This is a genomic window from Streptomyces durmitorensis (genome assembly GCF_023498005.1).
GTDB classification, from domain to species: domain Bacteria; phylum Actinomycetota; class Actinomycetes; order Streptomycetales; family Streptomycetaceae; genus Streptomyces; species Streptomyces durmitorensis.
Genome location: NZ_CP097289.1, coordinates 1,916,132 through 1,935,996 on the forward strand (window position 1 = coordinate 1,916,132; position 19,865 = coordinate 1,935,996).

General features: G+C 71.5%; 17 protein-coding genes. 4 read left to right on the plus strand and 13 right to left on the minus strand.

The features are described from left to right. Nucleotides 1–105: 105 nt before the first annotated feature. Genes pqqE through pqqA form a run of 5 tightly spaced genes read right to left on the minus strand, consistent with a single transcriptional unit; the run spans nt 106 to nt 3,274 of the window. Nucleotides 106–1,239, minus strand: coding sequence for a pyrroloquinoline quinone biosynthesis protein PqqE (gene pqqE / locus M4V62_RS08770; protein WP_249586673.1), 1,134 nt, complete (start codon nt 1,237–1,239; stop codon nt 106–108). Then, the gene (gene pqqD, locus M4V62_RS08775) at nt 1,236–1,532 is read right to left on the minus strand and encodes a pyrroloquinoline quinone biosynthesis peptide chaperone PqqD (protein ID WP_249586674.1); all 297 of its coding nucleotides are present in this window, start codon (nt 1,530–1,532) and stop codon (nt 1,236–1,238) included. The genes pqqE and pqqD overlap by 4 nt, the downstream gene beginning before the upstream one ends. Next, complete coding sequence (gene pqqC / locus M4V62_RS08780) at nt 1,532–2,227, minus strand: pyrroloquinoline-quinone synthase PqqC (RefSeq protein ID WP_249586675.1); 696 nt, start codon at nt 2,225–2,227, stop codon at nt 1,532–1,534. Before pqqC ends, pqqD begins: the two co-directional genes overlap by 1 nt. Further along, a complete protein-coding gene (gene pqqB / locus M4V62_RS08785) occupies nt 2,224–3,138 on the minus strand; it encodes a pyrroloquinoline quinone biosynthesis protein PqqB (protein WP_249586676.1) in 915 nt (304 codons plus the stop codon). The genes pqqC and pqqB overlap by 4 nt, the downstream gene beginning before the upstream one ends. A 10-nt stretch (nt 3,139–3,148) precedes the next feature. Then, entirely contained in the window at nt 3,149–3,274 is a 126-nt protein-coding gene (pqqA, locus tag M4V62_RS08790) for a pyrroloquinoline quinone precursor peptide PqqA (RefSeq protein ID WP_160508371.1), read from the minus strand. A 272-nt stretch (nt 3,275–3,546) separates the two neighbouring features. Between pqqA and M4V62_RS08795 the strand changes: the two genes are divergently transcribed. After that, entirely contained in the window at nt 3,547–4,338 is a 792-nt protein-coding gene (locus M4V62_RS08795; protein ID WP_249592744.1) for an aldo/keto reductase, read from the plus strand. A 2-nt stretch (nt 4,339–4,340) separates the two neighbouring features. On the opposite strand, the gene M4V62_RS08800 is transcribed toward M4V62_RS08795, so the two are convergent. The 7 genes from M4V62_RS08800 to M4V62_RS08830 all read right to left on the minus strand — a co-directional run bounded on the left by M4V62_RS08800 (nt 4,341) and on the right by M4V62_RS08830 (nt 14,058). Next, on the minus strand, nt 4,341–8,543 hold the full coding sequence (locus tag M4V62_RS08800; RefSeq protein ID WP_249586677.1) for an SAV_2336 N-terminal domain-related protein: 4,203 nt from the start codon (nt 8,541–8,543) through the stop codon (nt 4,341–4,343). After that, nucleotides 8,533–9,582, minus strand: a complete 1,050-nt coding sequence (locus tag M4V62_RS08805; RefSeq protein ID WP_249586678.1) for an AAA family ATPase — start codon at nt 9,580–9,582, stop codon at nt 8,533–8,535. Before M4V62_RS08805 ends, M4V62_RS08800 begins: the two co-directional genes overlap by 11 nt. A 1-nt stretch (nt 9,583) precedes the next feature. Continuing rightward, a complete protein-coding gene (locus tag M4V62_RS08810) occupies nt 9,584–11,290 on the minus strand; it encodes a VMAP-C domain-containing protein (protein ID WP_249586679.1) in 1,707 nt (568 codons plus the stop codon). A gap of 8 nt (nt 11,291–11,298) precedes the next feature. Beyond that, nucleotides 11,299–11,631 carry a CU044_2847 family protein gene (locus M4V62_RS08815; RefSeq protein ID WP_249586680.1) on the minus strand — a complete coding sequence of 111 codons (333 nt, stop codon included), beginning with the start codon at nt 11,629–11,631 and terminating at the stop codon, nt 11,299–11,301. A gap of 237 nt (nt 11,632–11,868) precedes the next feature. Then, nucleotides 11,869–12,798: a class I SAM-dependent methyltransferase gene (locus M4V62_RS08820; protein ID WP_249586681.1), complete on the minus strand. Its 930-nt coding sequence runs from the start codon at nt 12,796–12,798 to the stop codon at nt 11,869–11,871. A gap of 204 nt (nt 12,799–13,002) precedes the next feature. Beyond that, nucleotides 13,003–13,746 (minus strand): class I SAM-dependent methyltransferase, encoded by a 744-nt coding sequence (locus M4V62_RS08825; RefSeq protein ID WP_249586682.1) that lies wholly within the window; start codon nt 13,744–13,746, stop codon nt 13,003–13,005. Nucleotides 13,747–13,752: 6 nt separating this feature from the next. Beyond that, a complete protein-coding gene (locus tag M4V62_RS08830; protein WP_249586683.1) occupies nt 13,753–14,058 on the minus strand; it encodes a 4a-hydroxytetrahydrobiopterin dehydratase in 306 nt (101 codons plus the stop codon). Between the two features lie 166 nt (nt 14,059–14,224). Here M4V62_RS08830 and M4V62_RS08835 point away from each other — a divergent pair, with 166 nt between their 5' ends. Continuing rightward, nucleotides 14,225–15,046: a helix-turn-helix domain-containing protein gene (locus tag M4V62_RS08835; protein ID WP_249586684.1), complete on the plus strand. Its 822-nt coding sequence runs from the start codon at nt 14,225–14,227 to the stop codon at nt 15,044–15,046. 44 nt (nt 15,047–15,090) lie between these two features. Continuing rightward, nucleotides 15,091–15,477 (plus strand): winged helix-turn-helix transcriptional regulator, encoded by a 387-nt coding sequence (locus M4V62_RS08840; protein WP_249586685.1) that lies wholly within the window; start codon nt 15,091–15,093, stop codon nt 15,475–15,477. Here M4V62_RS08840 and M4V62_RS08845 read toward each other — a convergent pair. Next, nucleotides 15,474–15,923, minus strand: coding sequence for a hypothetical protein (locus tag M4V62_RS08845; protein ID WP_249586686.1), 450 nt, complete (start codon nt 15,921–15,923; stop codon nt 15,474–15,476). The two genes, M4V62_RS08840 and M4V62_RS08845, sit on opposite strands and share 4 nt — an antisense overlap. Before the next feature lie 230 nt (nt 15,924–16,153). Here M4V62_RS08845 and M4V62_RS08850 point away from each other — a divergent pair, with 230 nt between their 5' ends. Next, the gene (locus M4V62_RS08850) at nt 16,154–19,846 is read left to right on the plus strand and encodes a nitrate reductase subunit alpha (RefSeq protein ID WP_249586687.1); all 3,693 of its coding nucleotides are present in this window, start codon (nt 16,154–16,156) and stop codon (nt 19,844–19,846) included. The last annotated feature ends 19 nt before the right edge of the window (nt 19,847–19,865 follow it).

A 19,865-nucleotide genomic window follows, 5' to 3' on the forward strand; every position in this document is an offset into this window, starting at 1 on the left:
GTGTTCTCCTTCGTATGGTTGTTGCGGGGTGAGGAGCTGTCAGGAAGGGTTCCTAACGATCTGAGGGCGCGGGAGTGCGGTGATGTCCCGCGTCAAGGGCAGTCCTTACGTCTTCTGGGAGGCCCGGTAGGCGAAGTCGCCCGCCCCGCGTCCTGCGCCGCTTCCTGCGCCGCTTCCCGTGCCGCCTCCCACTCCGTCGACGAGGGCGCGGACCGCCCCGTGGTCCGGGGAGCGGTGGCAGGCGGGGTCCGTGCGGGCGGCGTCACCGGTCAGGGCGTACGCCTGGCAGCGGCAGCCGCCGAAGTCCACGGTCCGCAGGTCGCAGCTGCGGCAGGGCTCGCGCATCCAGCTCTCGCCGCGGTAGCGGTTGAAGGCCGCCGACTCCCGCCAGATCCAGCCCAGTTGGCGGTCCTTGACGTTCGGCGCGTCGGAGCCGACGAGTTCACCGGCGGCCGGGCACGGCAGCACCGTGCCGTCCGGGGCGACGGTCAGCGAGAGCGCGCCCCAGCCGCCCATGCAGGGCTTCGCGATGCCGTCCACGTAGTCGGGCGCGACCCACACCAGCTCCATGCGCCCCGCGAGCCGCTCCCGCCACCGCTCGACGCGCTCGCGGGCCCGCGCGACCTGGGCGCGGTCCGGCAGCAGCGCGTCCCGGTTGCGCAGCGCCCAGCCGTAGAACTGCGTGTTGGCCAGCTCGATCCGGTCCGCGCCCCACGCGAGCCCCAGCTCCACGATCCCGTCGAGGGCGTCGAGATTGGCGCGGTGCAGCACGGCGTTGAGTCCGAGCGGAAGGTCCGCCGCCCGCACGAGCCCGGCAGCTCGCTCCTTGGCCCTGAACGCCCGTGCCCCCGCGATGAGTTGGGCCTGCTCGGGATCGGCGTGCTGCACGGACAGCTGGACGCTCCGCAGGCCCGCGCCGACGAGGGCGGCGAGACGCGCTTCGTGCAGGCCGACTCCGCTGGTCACGAGCTGCGTGTGGATCCCGGCGGAGTCGGCGGCCGTGACGATCTCTGCGAGGTCGCGGCGCAGGAGGGGCTCACCGCCGGAGAGATGCGTCTGCACGACGCCGATCTCGGCGGCCTGGCGCATGACATCGCTCCACTGCGCGGTGGTCAACTCACCTGTCCGGGAGCTGAGTTCAACGGGGTTGGAGCAGTAGGCGCACCGCAGCGGGCACCCGTGCGTGAGCTCGGCGAGCAGAGCCCAGGGCGGCTCGACCCTGCGAGGGGACTCCGTCACCGAAGCCACCCCTGCCCCCGCAGGTCGGCGAGGAACCGCAGCACGTCATCGGCCACGGATGCACCGGGATGCCGCCTCTCCAACTCACGGACGATTTCGGCGACTTCACGCTCACCGTCGCACAGCTCCACGATGCTCCCAGCGGATCCGCGCAGCACGACCACGCGCTCGGGGAGCACCAGCAGGTCGACGCCGCGTACCCGGTCGTGCCGCAGGATCACCGGGCGCGCCAACGCGGGCCGCCAGTCGGGACGTACGCCTTCGTCTTCCGTCGCGCGTACGGCATCGGTCATCAGCCGCACACCGGCCCCCGGTCGACCGCGTCGAGCAGCGTCCACAGCACGTCGCACTTGAAGCCGAGCGCCGCGACGGCCCGCTCCTGCGCCTCCCGGGTGCGCGCCCACTCCAGGACGAGTCCGAGCGCTTCCTGCCCGTCGCGGCTGCCCTGCTCCACACGGGTGCGGAAGTACGCGAGGCCCTCCCCGTCGATCCACGGATAGTGCCGCTCGAACGCGTCGATCCTGGTCCGCATGAGATCCGGCGCCGACAGCTCGGTGAGCGAGGCGGCGACGGCGTCGAGCGCGGGCCGCAGGCGGCAGAAGTTGACGTATCCCTCGACCGCGAGCCGCACACCGGGCAGCACCCGCGAGGCGTCGAGGAGTTCGCCGCGCTCGATCCCGGCGGCCTCGCCGAGGCGCAGCCACCGCTCGATGCCGCCGTCCCCGTCCTTCTCCCCGTCGTGGTCCTGGATCCTGCGCACCCAGCCGCGGCGCAGCGACGGGTCGTCGAACTTGGCGAGGATCAGCGCGTCCTTGACGGGGATGTGGCGCTGGTAGTGGAACCGGTTCGCGATCCAGCGGCGCAACTCCTCGCGGGTGAGGGTGCCTTCATGCATGCGTACGTTGAAGGGATGCCGGTCGTGATAGCGCTCGGCCGAGACGGCGCGCAGCCGCTCGGTGAACTCGCCGGGTGTCCAGGGAGCCGTCACAGCTCGATCACCATCCGTTCCGCCGCGACTTCGATTCCCCACTCCGCGAGGAGCTTGTGCTGTTCGGCGTGCGGGTTCCCGAGCGGGTTGGTGTTGTTGAGGTGGGTGTAGAGGCAGCGCCCCGGCAGCCGCGCGAGCCGCCGCGCGGTGCCGCCGGGGCCGTTGACCGGCAGATGCCCCATGCCGGTGGCGGTGCGGGTGGAGAAGCCGGAGCGCAGGGGTTCCTCGTCGTCCCAGAAGGTGCCGTCGACGAAGACGCAGTCGGCGTCGCGCGCTGCTTCGTCGAAGGCGTCGGACCAGACGGCGAGGGCGGGGGCGTAGAGGAGGGTGCGACCGGTGGCGGGTTCGTGCAGGCGCAGGGCGATGGACCAACTGTCGCTGGAATCCTCGTGGTTGGCGGCATACCGAGGCTTCTTGGCCGCAAGGGGGACGGCGCTGACGCTGACACCCGCGGCGCCGCTGGACCGTCCGTCCAGCGGGGACCCGACGCCACCGGACAGCTCGCGCCACCGTACCGGCGTGTACGGACCGAGGACGGCATCGAGCCGCAGCCCCTCCCGCACGGCGTCGAGGACGGGCGGGGTGGCCAGCACGTCGACGCCTTCGTGGGCCTCGCGGAGGCGGGCGATGCCGAGGGTGTGGTCGAGTTCGGCGTCGGTCAGGACGACGCCGGCGAGGGGGGTCTGCCGGGCTCCGGGCCCGGGGTGGAGTTCCGGGGTCGCCTCGATCTGTTCACCGATGTCGGGGGTGGCGTTGACGACGTACCAGCGTCCGTCCGCCACGCGAACGGCGAGCGAGGCGTGCCGGCGGCGGCGCTCCGGGTGGGCGCGTGCCCCGGTGCACCCGGGACACGCGCAGTTCCACTGGGGAAGACCGCCGCCCGCCGCGGTGCCGAGCACCTGCAGCAGCATGGCGGCGGGGCTACCGGTCGGCGCTGCGGTACGCGGTCACTTCGAGCGCGGTCTCCACGACCTCGTACTCGGGGGTCTGCCATGCGGTGACGGCTTCCGTCACTTCCGGCGTGGTGGGGTTCTGGTCTTCGTTCATGGGTGTGGGGCTGCCTTCCTGAAGAGTGGGGGTTCAGGAGTCGCCGTTCACCGTTCACATGAGTGTCCTGCGTTCAGCGACGTGCAATAGAGTCGCGGCATGACGGAACGCGGTCAATGGTGCGGACCAAAAAACGCCCGGACTTCACCCGGGAGTGGTCAAGGAATGCAGCACCGCATCTGATCGTTGACCATGGGAGTACCAACCGACGACTTAAGGATCGAGAGCTCGTGAGCAAGGTCCCCCCGATCATCCTGAACAATGGCGTCGAGATGCCGCAGCTCGGCTTCGGCGTCTGGCAGGTACCGGACGACGAGGCCGAGTCCGCCGTCGCGACGGCGCTGGAGGCCGGGTACCGCAGCATCGACACCGCTGCCGTTTACGGCAACGAAGAGGGCACCGGCAAGGCCATCGCCGCTTCCGGCATCGCCCGCGAGGAGCTCTTCGTCACGACGAAGCTCTGGAACACCGACCAGGGCTACGACTCGACGCTCCGCGCCTTCGACACGTCCCTGGAGAAGCTCGGCCTCGACCATGTGGACCTGTACCTGATCCACTGGCCGCTGCCCTCCAAGGGCCTGGCCGTGGAGACGTACAAGGCCTTCGAGAAGATCCAGGCCGACGGCCGCGCGAAGTCCATCGGCGTCTCGAACTTCCTGCCCGAGCACCTGGAGAAGCTGATCTCCGAGACGTCGGTCATCCCCGCCGTCAACCAGATCGAACTCCACCCGCACCTCCAGCAGCGCGCGTCCCGCGAGATCCACGCGGAGCAGGGCATCGCCACGGAGGCCTGGTCCCCGCTCGGCCAGGGCAAGGGCCTCCTGGAGGTCCCGGCGATCGTGGCGATCGCCCAGAAGCACGGCCGCACGCCGGCCCAGGTCGTCCTGCGCTGGCACATCCAGCTGGGCAACGTGGTGATCCCCAAGTCCGTGACGCCGTCGCGGATCAAGGAGAACATCGACGTCTTCGGCTTCGAGCTGGACCCCGAGGACATGGCGGCGATCAGCGCACTGAACGAGGACCGGCGACTGGGTCCTGACCCGGCTTCGTTCGACGTGGCCTGAGATCAGTCCGGGGCGTCCCCGTCCGGCTTGGGCCGGGTGGGGGCGTCCCTCTGTCGTTCCACGGCGTCGGCGCGCTCGGCGTAGCCGGCCTCGCGCAGGGCCCCGATGAGACTCTCGTAGGACCACCGGGTGTCGGGATGGCCCTCACCCAGGACTCTGATCCGGGCTTCCAGCGTGCGTTCGTGCAGAGACGTCGCCTTCTCCAAGGCCCCGTCCAGCCGGTAGGCGTCGGCAAGATGCTGGGCGACCAGGAGAGTGCCGGGGTGGTCCGTCCCCCGCGACGCGATGCGCTCCGTCAGTGCCCTCTCGTACAGTTGGATCGCCCTGCCCTGCTTGCCCTGTGCCGCACACACCTCCGCGAGGTGTTCGCACAGACGCATCGTGTCCGGGTGAGAGGCCCCGCGGACACGGAGGCCGGCGACCAGCGCGTCCTCGTACACCCGGAGCGCTTCCGGCATCTCGCCCGCGTGCTCGTGCGCATGGGCCAGGTCGACTTGTGCCGCGAGAGTACGCGGATGGTCCGCGCCCAGGACCCGGCGGCAGTCGAGCAGCACCTGCACGGCCTCGCGCCTCGCCCGGCCCACGTATCCCGCAACGCGGCAAATGGTCGACAGCTTGCTCCGTACGGCGATGGTGTCCGGGTGGTCGTCTCCCAGCACCCGGACGCACGCGACGAGCGCCCCCTCGCACAGCGCCATTGCCTCCGCGATCCTGGAGGCGTCCACGGAACCCGCGTACGCCCCGGCGCGTCTCGCCCGCACCCACAAGGTGCGGTGGTGCTCGTACCCCCAGACCGCAGCCGTGTGCGCCTCGGCATCGTCATACAGTGTGATGGCCCGTTCCACGTTTCCCGACTCCTGATACAGGTCCGCGAGTTCGGCCCGGAAAGGCTGCACATCGGGGTGGCCTTCCCCCAGTGCCCCGACCAGCGCGGCGATGGACTCTTCGTAGAGCGCGACGGCCCGCTCCGAGGCCCCCGCCGCCCGGTATGCCCCTGCGAGCCTCGCTCGGGCCGAGTGGGTCGCCGCAGCCGCAGGACCGAAAACCCTTTGCGAGGTCTCGACCACGTGGTGCAGTGCGGCGACGGCCTTGTCCGGCTGCCCCTGGCCGATGCAGAAGTCCGCGAGCCCTTCGAGTGCGGGCAGAAGCCCGGCGTCATCCGGCCGGGAGCGCTCCGCGAGAGCCTCAATGTGCGGAAGCAGCTCCCGCCATCGGGGCCAGGTCACGGGATCCTCCGTGCGGTCAGGAACCGAGCTCGCGAGAAGGCTCACTGCCGTGGCGCGGGCTCCTTCGAGGGCCTCAGCGGTGCGGTACGGGGCCTGCTCGTCCGGTATCCGCACCGCGGCCCTGATGAGCCGGTGCACGGTGATCGAATCGGGGTCGAGCCTGATCAGGCTGAGACTGTCCAAGAGGCCCAACGCACGGGCGAGTTGAGGCTCGGGGATTGCCAGGCCCGGCAGGATCTCCGTGGGCACGGGCTCGGGTGCGTACCAGGACAACGTCGTCATGATCCGCACCGCCAGGGGATCCTCGACGGCACGCAGGCTCACCTTCCATGCCTCGGCGATGCCGGTCGCCGAGCCGGGGACGGGCGCCTCGAGCAACTCCTGCCTCTGCGTCTCGAAGAGCCTCAGGTACTCGTCGACGGGCATCCGGGTCTCGGCCAGCCACGCCCCCGCCTGGACCAGCGCGAGGGGGAGCCTGCCGAGCTCCTCACAGAGGCGCTCGGCAGGCCCAGCGGCCCCGCCATCCAGATACCTCGTCAACAGCTCGACCGCTTCCGGGAGTTCCAGCACGTCGAGAGGCAACATCGCGGCCGGAAGCGCGTGCCAGCCCTCGGCATCCCGGCTGGTGATCAGAAAGCGGCCACCCGGACCCGTACGCCACACGAACGACCCCACATCTGCCGGGTCCACCGCGCCGTCCAGCACGAGCAGCCAGTCCTCATGGGCGCTCAACCACTGCAGGGCCCATTCCTTCTGCCGCTCCCGTTCCAGCAGACCGCCGAGCGACGGCGCCAGGGCAGCCGTGAGATCCGCCAGACCTTCGTCGATGCGGACCTGCGATTCCGCGTTGATCCACCACACCATCGTGAACGCGTCATCCTCGAGTCCCCGTCTCGCCCACTCCCAGGCCAGCGCGGTCTTCCCCACCCCTCCCATGCCGTGCAGGACGGTGGTGAAGTTCTCGGGGGGCGAGAGGAACCTGCGGAATCGCGCGTCCAGTTGAGCGATCTCGTCCTGCCTGCCGACGAAGGGCTCCCTGGCCGGAAGGTTCGTGAGCCGTCGCGGACACGGCACCGAGGCGGCCGGTCCCGTCAGTGCTGCCGACCCGTCGGTGAGCTCCTCGCCTCGCGTCGGCGAATTAGGCGGTACGAGGGACATCAGCGCCACCTCGGACCCCAGCACCAGCTCGCACATCCCGGCCAGCTCCTGCGTAGGCCGCTTGATGCCTCTCTCGATCTTGCTGAGGTGACTCTTGCTGTAGTGGACCATGTCGGCCAGCTCCGTGAGGGAGAGGCCGGCCGCGGTGCGGGCTCGGCGCAGTTCCTGTCCGAAGTCGGGCGGCAGCGTGATGTCGACCGTCATGGACGTCTCCACCACCGGGATCGCCGTACTCCGCAACAGCCCCAACGCCTCCTCGCTCACCAGCGCGAAGGGCTGCCCCGCGTCCCCGAGCCTCCGGCTGCCCGCCCCCTCCGCCACCGCCACGAGCGCGCGGAAGGCCCGCGGCGCCGAGCCCGCCCTGACCTCGATCTCCTCGCCGAGCCGCTCCAGCAGCTCGGCGACGGCGAGCGACTCCGGGCGCGGCAGGGTCTCGATCAGCGCACCGCGCGCACCCGGCACGAAGTCGTACAGGCCCGCTCCCGCGTCGACCGGCTCCAGCAGGCCGCTCAGGAGCACCTCCGCCAGGTCGCTCGGGCGCGACCCCGGTGTGACGCGCTGCTGGATCAGCCGCATCACCGGCAGCGCGGGCACGGACAGCGCGATGTGCGCCGCGAGATCGGCTGCCGTGGGCGAGGCCGCCGACTGGAAGCGCATGATGCGCTCGGCGATGGTCAAGTCCCCCTCGCTCGAGCGGGGTTCGGGGTGCGCGGCCGGGCGCGCGCTCACGTAGGTGACGGCCGTGTCCCGGTGCCGGTCGCCCGAGGCCGTCAGGAGCCCGGCCCAGTCGGCGAGCCAGTCGGGGGCCAGCTCGAGGACCGGGACGGGGACCGCGCCGGCGGGGCGTCTGGTGCGGCCGTCGTGCGGGGTGAAGCGCAGCCCCGTGTTCGGGGCGCTCGCGCGGGACGCGATCGCCCTGCCGGGGACGGCGGGGGCCGCCGTGCGCCGCCACAGCCGCTCCGGGAGCGGCTGCAGGATGGCGGTGGGTCCACGCCTCGCCCACCGGTGGATCGCCGGTCCGGCGCGCCCTTCCCACCAGTGCGGACCGGAGCAGTCGCTGAGCACGAGGACGACCTGACGGCCCGTCGGGTCGATCAGCGCCGCCGGGTCGACGGCCGGGCCGTCCGGCGCCGGCTGAATTCCCAGGCGCGTGCCCAGGTCCTTCAGATGCCACAGGCGTACGTCTCTGAACGCACCCGTCCGCTGCATCGCCTCGCGCAGCTCGCGCACCAGCGGCCGCCAGACCGTCATCGAGGGACCCGTGTCGACGACAAGCGCGAGGCTCAGGAGGCGGTCGGTGCCGGGGACCATGACGGGCGCCCAGGGGCGCACGTCCGGGCGGCGTGCCGCGCGGGCGGCGGTGGCCTCCTCGTCCAGGGCGGGGTGGCGCCGGTCGGGGACGGACTGCTTGAGCGGGCGCAGGGCGCGCTGGATCGCCAGTTCGTGACGCAGGGCCTGTGGTGCGGGGACGAGCACCTCGTCCGCGTCCGTGCCGCGCTCGGCGAGGCCCCGTGCGAGGTGCAGGGCCGCCCGGTGTTCCCCGTCGACGGCCACCTCTGCGTCCGCTCCGGGCTCGGCCGGGCCCGGGGCCTGCGCGCGAGCCGCGCCTTCCGTCGCACCCGTGATGCCGGCGGCGGGCCGCCCCGCCGGGAGGCCGCCGCCGGAGTGGGTCCCGGCGCCGACGAGCCCGGCCCCGGCGTTCGCGCCCTCCCCCGCTTCCGGAGGCAGCCGCTCCGCGAGCCACACCATCTCCGCGAGCTGCAGCGGGGTGACCGGCGGCCCCAGCGCCTCCAGCGCGTCCCGCAGGCGGTCAATCGTCATGGTTCTGCGGCACGTCACCGCTGAGGAACGGCATCACCTGGTCCGCCAGTTCGAGGACGCTCTCCGGCTGCTCGCTGAACGAAGCGTGATGGCACATGTAGATCGCGTTCAGGAGTTGGTCGTTGGCGAGCAGGCCGCTGCTGCGACGCTCGAAGAAGCGCTGGATGATCTTCCGCGCACCGTCCGGGAGTTCGCCGTCCTGGCCGACCACGCCGACCAGGTGTTCCCTGACAATCGCGGTCAGCTCCTCGACGGTCGCGGGCTGCTTCAGGTTGACCGTGACGCACCGGCGCAGGAAGGCGGGCGGGAACTCGCGTTCGCCGTTGCTCGTCATGACGACCAGCGGGAAGGCCCGGCAGGTGACCGTGCCCTCGCGGATCTCCACGCGGTCGGTGGTGCTGTCGGCCGTCATCACCCTGGCGGTGGGTGCCGCGCGCCGGGCCAGCTCGACGAGTTCGTACGAGCCCTTCTCGAAGATGGTCAGGAGGTCGTTGGGCAGGTCGAAGTCGCTCTTGTCGATCTCGTCGACAAGGAGGACCCGTGGCTTTTCGAAGGGCAGCAGCGCGGTGCCGAGGGGGCCGAGACGGAGGTAGTCGCCGATGTCGTCCGTACTCGGTTTGCCGCCGTCCCGCGCCCGTTCGGCCCCGTACAGGCGGGTCAGGGGGTCGTACTCGTACAGCCCGTCCCGCAAGGCCACCCGGCTGGTGATCGGCCAGTGCAGGACCTTGCCGAGACCCAGTTCGTGGGCGACGGCGTAGGCGAGGGACGACTTCCCGGTGCCGGGGGCGCCGGTGACCAGCAGCGGCCTGCGCAGATAGAGGGCCGCGTTGACCTGACGGATCGCCTCCGCACCGGGGCGATAGCTGGCCGCCGCGTGCGGGTTGCCGGAGTCGCCGGGCGGGGTGCGCAAGGGCGGACCGCCGGTGAAGGTGCGCCACGGCGGCGGCTCGGGCAGGCGTCCGACGCCGTCGTGCGGTCGTCGAATCCCTTGGTAGATCTGCCAGTTCGGCGATCCGGCCGGGTGGTGGGCTTCGGACATCTCACGCACTCCCCATGGCAAGCGGAGGATCGGGCCTGCGTTCCGGGTCGTCCCAGAACAGCGTCAGCCGATGTCCGCAGTGATCGGCGCCCCCCTTGTTCGGGGAACGTGCTTCCTTGCGCAGCTTCATGACCTCGAACGGCAGCCGGTCCGGATCCAGGGCGCCGACCGCCTCAGCCAGCTGGGCCAGGAATTTCTCGGGCGCGCACGTCGCGTGCCCGCCGCCGCATTCGTGCCGCCGCCACAGCATGATCGGTACGCCGGTGTCGAGGGCCGCGGAGAGCCAGTCCGGCACGGGAGTTGCGGCGTAGGCCAGCGCGCACACCTCGTCGTCCGCGTCGAGCCAGTCGCGGAACTCCTCGTAGCCGTACGGCAGTGCGCATTCGACGGGCTCGGGACGGGTCTCGCCCCGGGCCCGCACGGTCTGCCAGCGATTGCGGGTCAGCCGTGAGACGGTCAGTGGCTTGAGGCGGTCCATGTGCCTGACCACCACGGGCACGGTGCGCATGGGGCGGGGGCGCGGGGCGCCGGGCTCGCGGATGTCCCACTCCTCGAAGGGCTCGCTCATGAGCCCTTCCGGCACCACGAACTCCAGCATCCAGTCGAAGTCGTGGACCCTGGCGACCTGTTCGGCGAGACAGCCCTCGACCTTGGCCCGCACCTGGTCGCGGCGGACCCGGACGGGCCCCGCACGGGCGACCTGCACTCCGTCGATCACCGTGCTCACGCTCATCTCGAGGCTCGCACCGCGCGTGAGCGGTTCGAGCCTGACCATGACCGAGCCCACCGGCGCCGGGGCGGCGGGCGGTGCGTGTGCCGCCCGCGCCGCGTACTGCGGCAGCCTGCGCCGCATCCAGGCGTCGATGCGGTGCCGGTCCGCGCCCGGTACGTGCGTCATGAGCTCGGTCAGGAGCCGGAGCAGCCGGTCCCCGCCCGCCATGTCCTCGCCGACGTAACGCACCGCCGACCACAGCGACGTGAAGGCCGGAAGGGGGCGCCGGAAGGTGGGGAAGGCCCGCTGGACGATCAGCTCCGGTGCCACGCCCGGCCTGACCCCCTCAAGGAGCTCGCGCAGTTCGCGGCGCGGTTCGTCCGGCAGCCAGTCCAGCGGCAGCAGGTCGTCGAGGCCTTCCCAGTAGCGGCGGATCGTGTCGAGCGGCAGCATCCGTCCGAGGTAGCCCTCGTGGTCGCCGTCGAGCACGGCGTCGGTGACCATGCCGACGACCATCCCGGTCGCCGGGTCGTACACCGCGGAACCGCTGAACCCCTCGTCCAGGCGGGCCAGATGGGCCTGCTCGACGTCGATCTCCAGCCACTCCTGGCGCAGCAGCCGGTCCGCGCTGGTGCGCAGCGTGACATGGATGCCGTCCTCCTCGTGCCCCCGCGGGAATCCCAGGGCGCGCAGTTCGTGTGCGGCCTTCCCCATGCGCGGCAGCAGCGTGTCGAACGGCGCGAAGGCGCACGCGGGGACGGGCAGCGGCTCCTGGAGCTCGACGACCGCCACATCACCGAGGTCACCCAGCCGCTTCCAGTCGCCGGACCACGCCACGGTCGCGGGCAGTGCGCCGGTGACGCCGGGCAGGGTGACCGAGACCTCGGCCAGACCGTGGACCACGTGGGCACAAGTGATCAGCCGGGTGCTGTCGACCAGTACGCCCGCCCCTCGCGGGGATCCTTCGGCGGTGCCGATGCGGGCACGCCAGTGCATGCCCACGCCTATCCGTTCCGTGCGTCCCCGCGGGACCAGGTCAGTTTGACGGTCAGGTGTCCCTCGGCCGCGGTCTTGGCGATGACGGCACCCGCGACGGCACTGAGCTTGACGCCGAACTCCAGCTCGATCTGGTCGGGGTCGAGGGCAGTGGAGCGGAACGTGTGCAGGGCGGACATCGCCGCGCCGCGCACATTGTCCAGCGCCGACTCCAACCGGCCCTGGACGTCGATGACTTCCCCGCGGTCCCCGCGCGCCACCGACCTGAAGCCGGGATCCTTGGAATCCACCTCGACGACGACTGGCCCCTCGTTGGACTCCCAGCGCATCAGTTCGTTCACGGGGTGACTCGCTCCTTCGGTCGATGCGTCAAACGTATCGCCAACAGAACTTCCCTTACCGGGTAGTTGGCAGATACGTATGCCACTGTGACCTGGCGAGACCGCCTCGGGCACGCGCGCACGCTGATCCCCGCAGCCGCGCGGCTGCGGTCACCGCAGAGCCGCTCCGAGCTGCCCGGCCCGCAGGCCGCCGAAGGGCACACCTCACCCTGTACGCCCGCCCCGGCCACTGCCCGCCTAGCCCTTGACCCCCACGTGCACCGTCTGCACCGACAGCAGGAACACATCGGACCGGTGGTGCAGGCTCTGCTCGTCGTTCGCGTCCAGGAGGCGGTCGACGGTGGTCAGGTCGTCGGCGTCGAGAGTGTCCGCGTGCATCTCGCGGCGGCGGGAGAGCTCCGTGACGAGGTGGGCGCGGGCCGAGTCGGACAGGGGCGCCGGCAGGTCGAGGAGGAACGAGCGGGTGCCCGCGTGGCGCAGGCCCGCCGCGGCGACGAGTCCGGGCCAGTCCTCCGTGACCGACTTCGCGCCCGGCAGCTCCGCGCGCATCTGCGTGAACCACTTGTCGTCCGCCAGGTCGAAGCGCGTCTGGAGGCCAGGGCGGCCGAAGCCGATGTCGCGGGGCAGGCTGCGGGAGTTCAGGCCGCCCTCCAGGAGCGCGATCGCACCGCCCGGCGCCAGGCGGTCGGCGAGCGCGGCGAGCGCGGCCTCCTGGTCGCCCACGTGGTGCAGGGCCCTGCCGATCCAGAGGAGGTCGGCGTGCGGCAACTCACCGATTCCCTCGGGGAGTTGTGCGTGCAGCGTGCTGACCCGGTCCGTCAGGCCCTCCCGGGTGGCCCTCGCCCGTGCGCGCTCCAGGAGCGGCTCCGCCGGGTCCACCGCGATCACCTCGGCCTTGGGGAAGATCTCGGCGAGGAGGAAGGAGATGCTGCCCGAGCCGCCGCCCACGTCGGCGATCAGGGCCGGCTCCGGCTGCCAGGTACGCAGCCACGCGGCGATCTCGCGGTTCTGCGGGGCGGCGAGCTCCGCTTGGCGCTCCAGCATCGGGCCCATGGTGGCCCAGTCGATGTCGTCGTGGTGATGGCCGTGCTGGTGGCCGTGGGTGTGACCGTGCTCGTGCTCGTGGTCGTGGTCGTGGTCGTGGTCGTGGTCGTGGTCGTGAGCCATCGTCTCTGCCGCCGCCTTCGGTGCGCTGGTGGGTGGGCCGCCGAGCGGGCCCTCGGACCGGTTCCCAGCTTGCGCCGCCGCCCTTGCCTTGGCCAGCCGACTTGCGGTTTCGGCAAATCGAGGGTTCGTGCTGCGATGCCTGGCATGCGTCTCGGCCGCCGTGGAGGCCAACTCCGCCCGGAGTCAAGGGGGTTCGAGCACGGTTCACCCGGCGGGCGGCCTCCGGAACGACCTCAGCGTGAACCGCGGGTCGGGGCGCGGCACCTCCTGGTCGGGCAGGGCCGCGAGCCCCGCCGCGAGCCGTGCGGCCTGCGGGCCGTCGGGCGGGATCTGGGTGAACCACCCCCGGTGGATGTCGTCGACCGTGGAGCGGGGCGTGCGGCCCTGGCCGTGGCCGCGGAACCGGGCTCCGCCCGCCGGTGTCAGACCCTGCGCGGTCGCGTACGCCTCGACCGCCTGGGCGCGGTCGACCGCCTTGCGGACCGGGCGCGGGGCGAGCACGGCGTCGATGTCGCTGCCCACGTCGTGCGCGGCGGCCTTGTCGACGGTCGTGACGAACACGCCGCCGGGCCGCAGCACCCGGGCGCACTCGGCGGCGACCGCCGCCGCCTCGTCGGGGCCGGAGAGCAGATGCAGCAGCCACACCGCGGACACCGCGTCGAACGAGGCGTCGGGGAAGGGAAGCCGGCGGCTGTCGCCCAGGACAATGGCGCCCGGCAGCCGCCCCGACGCCATGCGCGCCATGTTGTACGCCGCGTCGACCCCGGTCACCCGCAGGCCCGCCCCGGCGAGGCGCCGGGTGACCAGGCCCGTGCCGCAGGCCACGTCCAGGAGGGTGCCGGTGCCCGGCGCCAGCAGGCCGAGGACCGCGGCGGCAGCGGCGTCGGCGCGCGGCTCGCCGCCGCGCGAGGCGTCATAGCGGTCGGCTTCCTTGCCGTAGTCCAGCATCGGCGCTCAGACCGCCCCGTGCCCGACCGCCAACTCCTCGACCCTGCCCGCGAGTTCGAAGTCGAGGGCGGTGAGCGCGCCGCCGGCGCTGTGCGTGTTCACGGACAGCGCGACGGTGTTGTAGCCGAGCTTCAGGTCGGAGTGGTGGCCGAGCTCTTCCTGGATCTGCGCGATGTGGACGACCATCGCGGTCGCCGCGAAGTGCGAGGCGAGCTGGAAGGAGCGGGTGATCCTGTCGCCTTCGAGCGACCAGCCGGGCAGCTCCGCCAGGCGCTCCTCGACGTCCTTCTGTGACAGCGGTTCGACTGACATGGCCGCGCCCCTTTCCGTGCGTATGACGTGCGCATGGCGTACGCGTGTACGTATATCTCTCAGCCTGCCACATCGCCTCCCGCGAGGCCCTGATCAGGCCACCCGCCGGGGAAGCGCGAGCCGCGGACCCCGGCGGACCGCGAACGCCTTCGATTACTGTCTGGGTATGACAACTGCCGCGTCCGCCAAGGAAAGCACCGGTGTCGGCCCGCTCCTGCGCGGCTGGCGCGAGCGGCGCAAGGTGAGCCAGCTCGACCTGGCCCTGCGCGCGGACTCCTCGGCACGCCACATCAGCTTCATCGAGACCGGCAGGTCACGCCCGAGCGAGGAGATCGTCCTACGCCTCGCCGAGCACCTCGACGTACCCGTGCGGGAGCGCAACTCGCTGCTCCTGGCGGCCGGTTACGCCCCCCGGTTCCGCGAGACCCCGCTGGACGACCCCTCGATGGGCGCCCTGCGCGAGGGCATCGAGCAGCTCCTGCGCGGCTACGAGCCCTATCCCGCCCTGGTCGTCGACGCGACGTACGACGTGGTCGCCGCGAACCGAGGCATCGCGATGATCCTGGACGGCGTCCCCGAGCACCTTCTGCGGCCACCCCTGAACGCCATGCGGCTCACGCTCCACCCGGAGGGGCTCGCCCCCAAGATCCGCAACCTGCGCGAGTGGCGGGGGCACCTGCTGCACCAGATGGAGCGGCAGATCGCGCTGCAGCGGTCCGACGCGCTGCGCGCGGTGTACGAGGAGGTGGCGGCGTACCCGGTGGTGGATCCCGGGGTCGACGTCTTCGAGGAGGACGGACCGCGAAGCGCCATGCCGTACTTCGCGCTGCCGCTGCGCATCGAGCACGACGGGCACCTGCTCTCCTTCGTCTCGTCGATCTCGACCTTCAACACCCCCATGGACGTGACGGTCGCCGAGCTGGCCATCGAGACGCTCCTCCCGGCCGACCCGGCGACGGTCAAGTACCTCCAGTCCTCGGTGTCCTGACCGCCTCTCGTGGAATCTGGTGACATCTCGTGAAAGGGGACCCCATGGGGACCAAGCAGTTCAGCGGCCATCCCGACGAAGCGGACCTCACGCGCGCCGACTCCCTGGCCCGCGAGATCTTCTCGGGTGTGGCCAACAAGTGGGCGCTCCTGATCATCAACGCCCTGGCCGACCGGACGCTGCGCTTCACCGAGGTGCGGGCCGCGGTGGACGGCATCAGCCACAAGATGCTCACCCAGACCCTGCGCGGCCTGGAGCGCGACGGCGTCGTGCACCGCACGGTGTACGCCACCGTGCCGCCACGCGTCGAGTACCGCCTGACCGAGGCGGGCGAGGGGCTGCTCGCCACGGTCGACGGCATGTGCGCCTGGACGCACCGGTACCTCGCCGAGATCGAGGCCGCCCGCAGCCGCTTCGACGCGCGGTCCTAGCCGCGCGCGGGGCCCTGGTCCCGAAGGGCCCGCAGCGCCGCGTACTGCACGGCCGCGAAGCCGCCGACGGTCACGGCCTGGAGCGGGATCCACACCACGCCCGCCGTGCTGGGCGAGAGCCAGGCGACCAGGGCGACGACGCTGAGCACGGCCCAGACCGCGTTCGCCTCGATCACCCCCCGGACGGCGAGTGCGGGCGGGCTCTTGCGTGAGGCGAGGTAGCCGACTCCCGCGCCGTAGAGCACGAGGAAGACGCCGAGGCCGAGCAGGAGCCCCGAGTCGACGCCGAGGAAGCGCCCGAGCGGGCCGGGGGCGGCGGCGTACGCAAGCCCGTTCCCGGCGGTCACGACCGCGTCAAGGGCGAGGAAGCGGCGCAGCATCGTCCTGGGGTCGCTCGTGCGGGCCAGCACGGTGAGCGGGTGCGCAGAGTACGTGGGCGTGGACATGCGGAACCAGCCTCCAAGCAGTGAATAGGGAGAGGGGGCGGATCCGGGCCGGAGTGCGCCGGACCGGATCCGGTACGACCACCCTGCCGGGCCCCCGCGCGGGGGTCGATTACCTCAGGGGTAAGCGCCGACGCCACGAGCGCGCCCGCAACCCGTACGGCGGTCGCCGCCGTGTGCCCCTGCCGCCCCGCACCTAGGTTCGTTGAAAGGCAGACTTAGGGAGCTCAAGGGTGACAGAGACGACCGAGCCCGGCGCCGCACTGCTGCGTGCGGGCAAGTTCTTCCGCCGCGGCACCGCCGCCCCCGACCTGCACAGCATCGGACTCGTCGGCGGCCGGGACGCGGACGCCTTCTACCGCGACCGGTGGAGCCACGACAAGGTCGTGAACTCGACGCACGGCGTGAACTGCACGGGCTCCTGCCGCTGGAAGGTGTACGTCAAGGACGGCATCATCACCTGGGAGACCCAGCAGACCGACTATCCCTCCGTCGGCCCCGACCGCCCCGAGTACGAGCCGCGCGGCTGCCCGCGCGGCGCCGCGTTCTCCTGGTACACGTACTCGCCGACCCGCGTGCGCTATCCGTACCTGCGCGGCGTGCTCCTGGAGATGTACCGCGAGGCGAAGTCCCGCCTGAAGGACCCGGTCCTTGCCTGGGCGGACATCCAGGGCGACCCGGAGCGGCGCAGGACATACCAACAGGCGCGCGGCAAGGGCGGGTTGGTACGGGCGACCTGGGACGAGGCCGTCGAGATCATCGCGGCGGCGCACGTCCACACGATCAAGACGCACGGCCCCGACCGGGTCGCGGGCTTCTCCCCCATCCCCGCGATGTCGATGGTGTCGCACGCGGCGGGCGCCCGCTTCATGTCGCTGATCGGCGCCCCGATGCTCTCCTTCTACGACTGGTACGCGGACCTGCCGGTCGCGTCCCCGCAGGTGTTCGGCGACCAGACCGACGTACCGGAGTCGGGTGACTGGTGGGACGCCGCGTATCTGATGATGTGGGGCTCGAACGTCCCGGTGACGCGGACGCCGGACGCACACTGGATGGCGGAGGCGCGCTACCGCGGCCAGAAGGTCGTGGTCGTCGCGCCCGACTACGCCGACAACGCCAAGTTCGCCGACGAGTGGCTGCACCCGCACCCCGGCACGGACGGCGCCCTCGCCATCGCGATGGGCCACGTCATCCTCAAGGAGTTCTTCGTCGACCGGCAGACGGACTTCTTCACCGACTACGTCCGCAAGTTCACCGACCTGCCCTTCCTGGTGACGCTGACCGAGCGCGACGGCGCGTTCGTCCCTTCGAAGTTCCTGCGCGCCACCGACCTGGGTCAGAGCGGCGAGGGCGGCGAATGGAAGACGGCCGTCCTGGACGAGAACACCGGGCATCCCGCCGTCCCGAACGGCTCCCTTGGCTTCCGCTGGACCGACTCCGGCAAGGGCAAGTGGAATCTGGAGCTCGGCAACATCAAGCCGCAGCTCACCCTGCACGACTCCGACATCTCCACGGGCGTCGAGGTGCTCCTCCCCCGCTTCGACACCGAGGGCGGCACGCACGGCCAGGGCCGCGGTGAGATCGTGCGCCGCGGGGTGCCCGCCACGCGGCTCGGCGGGCAGGACGGGCCGCTTGTCACGACGGTCTTCGACCTGCTGCTCGCGCAGTACGGTGTCGGGCGCGAGGGGCTGCCGGGCGAGTGGCCCGCTTCGTACGAGGACGCCGACGCACCCGGCACCCCGGCCTGGCAGGAGGCGCACACCTCGGTCCCGGCCGCGAAGGCCGTGAAGATCGCGCGGGAGTTCGCGAAGACCGCCGAGCAGTCGCGCGGCCGCTGCATGATCCTCATGGGGGCGGGGACCAACCACTGGTTCCACTCCGAGACGATCTACCGCGCCTTCCTCGCGCTGCTCCAGCTGACCGGCTGCCAGGGCCGCAACGGCGGCGGCTGGGCGCACTACGTGGGTCAGGAGAAGTGCCGCCCCGCGACCGGCTGGGCGACACTGGCGAGCGCCAACGACTGGAGCAGGCCGCCGCGGCAGATGATCGGCGCCGCGTACTGGTTCCTCAACACCGACCAGTGGCGCTACGACAAGTTCGCGGCGGACGTGCTCGCCTCGCCGCTGGGCGAGGGCCGGTTCGCGGGGATGACGGGCGCGGACTGCCTCGCGCTCTCGGCGCGCACCGGCTGGATGCCCTCGTACCCGACCTTCGACCGCAACTCCCTTGATCTGGGCGAGACTTCGGGGGCTTCGGGTGATCCCGTCGCCAATGTCGTCGACGAACTCAAGGCGGGCACCCTCAACTTCGCCTGCGAGGACCCGGACGCCCCGGAGAACTGGCCGCGCGTCCTGACCCTGTGGCGCGCCAATCTGCTCGGCTCGTCGGCCAAGGGCGCGGAGTACTTCACCAAGCATCTGCTCGGCACGCACTCCTCGCTGCGGGCCGAGGAGGCGGCGCCAGACGAGCGGCCCTCGACGGTGAAGTGGCGTGAGGAGGCCCCCGAGGGCAAGCTCGACCTGCTCGTCTCGCTGGACTTCCGGCAGACGTCGTCGACGCTCCTCTCGGACGTGGTGCTTCCCGCGGCGACCTGGTACGAGAAGCACGACCTGTCCTCGACGGACATGCACCCCTACGTCCACTCCTTCACCCCGGCCGTCGACCCGCCCTGGCAGGCCCGCACCGACTTCGACACGTTCAAGGCGATCGCGGACCGGCTCAGCGAGCTGTCCGTGGACCATCTCGGCACGCGCAAGGACGTCGTCGCCACCGCGCTCCAGCACGACACCCCCGGCGAGACGGCGCAGCCCGGCGGTGTCGTCCTGGACTGGCGCAAGGGCGAGTGCGAGGCGATCCCGGGCAAGACCATGCCGGGCCTGACGGTCGTCGAGCGGGACTACACGGCGATCGGCGCGAAGTTCGCGGCGCTCGGCCCGCTGGCGGAGAAGCTCGGCCTGCCCGCGAAGGGCATCGCCCTGCGGCCCGACCAGGAGGTCGACGAACTGCGCGAGCGCAACGGCGTCGTACGCGGCGGCCCCGCCGACGGACGCCCCGCCCTGGACACGGCGGTGAAGGCGGCGAACACCATCCTCGCCCTGTCCGGCACGACCAACGGCCGCCTCGCCACGCAGGGCTTCCACACCCTGGAGGCGCGCACCGGCCAGGAGATGGCGCACCTGGCCGCCGAGCACGAGGGCAAGCGCATCACGTACGCCGACACGCAGGCGGCCCCCGTCCCCGTGATCACCTCACCCGAGTGGTCCGGCAGCGAGTCGGGCGGGCGGCGCTACACGGCGTTCACGCTCAACACCGAGCACCTCAAGCCCTGGCACACGCTCACCGGACGCCAGCACTTCTTCCTCGACCACGACTGGATCCACGAGCTGGGCGAGGCGATGCCGGTCTACCGGCCGCCCCTGGACATGAACCGTCTCTTCGGGGAGCCACGCCTTGGCCCGGACGGCGAGAAGGAGGTGACGGTCCGTTATCTCACCCCGCACAACAAGTGGTCCATCCACTCCGAGTACCAGGACAACCTCTTCATGCTGTCCCTCTCGCGGGGCGGCCAGTGCATCTGGATGGCACCGCAGGACGCGGACGCGATCGGCGTGAAGGACAACGACTGGATCGAGGCGGTCAACCGCAACGGCGTGGTGGTCGCGCGCGCGGTGGTCTCGCACCGGATGCCGGCCGGCACGGTCTACATGCACCACGCGCAGGAGCGCACGGTGAACGTCCCCAAGGCGGAGACCACCGGCAAGCGCGGCGGCATCCACAACTCCCTGACCCGTCTGATCCTCAAGCCGTCCCATCTCATCGGCGGCTACGCCCAGTTGTCGTGGGCCTTCAACTACCTGGGTCCGACGGGCAACCAGCGCGACGAGGTGACGGTCATCCGCCGCCGCAGCCAGGAGGTTCAGTACTGATGCCCCGTGACGCAGTCAC